The organism is Pseudomonas sp. dw_612 (genome assembly GCF_018449725.1).
GTDB lineage: Bacteria > Pseudomonadota > Gammaproteobacteria > Pseudomonadales > Pseudomonadaceae > Aquipseudomonas.
Genome location: NZ_JAAVVC010000055.1, coordinates 1 through 1697 on the forward strand (window position 1 = coordinate 1; position 1697 = coordinate 1697).

Here is a 1697-nt window from a genome sequence, read left to right on the forward strand (position 1 = left end):
TTCTCGACACCCAGCACCTCCTGCCAGAGGGCGGCGAGCGCCACCTCGACCTCACCCTGCGGGGCTTCGTAGCCATGTCGTGCGTAGGCATCCTCCTGCGGCACAGGCAATGCCTGACGATCAAGCTTGCCGTTGGTCGTCAGCGGCAGGCTCGCCAGCGTCACGTAGGCCGCCGGCACCATATAGTCAGGCAACCGGGCCTGCAGGTGCGTACGCAGACTTTGCGCGGACTCAGGCTGCGTGGATTGGGTTGGCACGACGTAGGCCACCAGGCGCTTTTCACCGGCCTGTTCCTCGCGGGCCAGCACCGCCGCCTCGCGCACCTGAGGGTGCTCGCGCAGTGCGGCCTCGATCTCCCCCAGTTCGATTCGAAAACCGCGCAGTTTTACCTGGAAGTCGCTGCGCCCCTGGAACTGCAGGGTGCCATCGCTCAAATAGCGCACCCGGTCTCCGGTGCGGTACAGCCGGTCTCCGTCGACGAAGCGGCTGGTGTGGAAATGCCGGGTATTCAGGTCGTCGCGGTTCAGGTAGCCACGTGCCACGCCCGCCCCACCGATCCAAAGCTCGCCCGCCACGCCCAACGGCACCGGCTCACCCTGGTCATCCAGCACGTACAGGTGAGTGTTAGCGGTCGGCCGGCCGATATGCGACCAATCGCACGGCCCGTTCAAGTGCGCCAGGGTAGCATTCACCGTGGCCTCCGTCGGACCGTAGGCGTTGACCAAGGCCGGCCGGTGCCCTTCGCGCTCGAACCAACGGGCCAGCGCGTCCTCGCTCAGCGCTTCGCCTCCAATGATGATCTGGCGTAGCGTGGGGGGTATCGACAGGTGTCGATCGACCGTCACCGACTGCCAGAATGCCGTGGGCAGGTCCATCACCGTCACCGCCTGCGCCGAGCAGTGGGCGAGGAAATCCTTGGGGCTACGCAGCCACTGATCGTCACGCAACACCAGCGCCGCACCGGACAGCAAGGTGGCGAAGACCTCCTCGACGGCCACGTCGAAAGCGAATGAGGCGAACTGCAGGAAGCGATCACCCTCGCCCAGTGCGCATTCGCGCGCCATGAAACTGACCTGATTGACCACACTGCAATGCTCGACCATCACCCCCTTGGGCTGGCCGGTCGAGCCCGAGGTGTAGATCACATACGCCAGATGCCGCGCGGTCAGCTCGGCCAGTGGCGCATCGCCGTCGGGGCTGTCGGCCCACTGCACGGCGTCGCGATCCAGGTCCAGCAGTGCGATCGGCACGGCCTGCTCCAGCGCAGCCTCAAGGGCACCCCGCGCCGCCGCATGGGTCAGCACCAACGCCGGCGCGCAGTCGTCCAGCATGAAGGCCAGTCGCTGCGCTGGGTAGGCAGGGTCCATTGGCACGTAAGCGGCGCCAGCTTTCAACACCGCCAGCAGCGCCACCAACATGTCCGGCGAGCGGTGCGCGCAGATGGCCACTAAGTCGCCCGGCCGCACCCCATGCCTGCGTAACTCGTGCGCCAGACGGTTGGCGCGGGTATTGAGTTCGCCATAACTCAGGCGCTGCTGATCATGGAGCACGGCCAGCCGCTCTGGCGCCTGCCGCACCTGAGCCTCGAACAGCGAGTGCAGGCAGCTGTGCCGCGGGAAATCTGCCTGCGTCTGGTTCCAGTCCTGCACCTGCAATCGACGCTCCTGAGCCGACAGCAGCGGCACGCGCTCCACGGC

At 66.6% G+C, this 1697-nt stretch carries 1 protein-coding gene; it reads right to left on the reverse strand.

Annotated elements, in window-relative coordinates; genetic code table 11:
- The coding region (locus HB680_RS32420) for an amino acid adenylation domain-containing protein (protein WP_213942324.1) at positions 1–1697 on the reverse strand (1697 nt) is incomplete at both ends.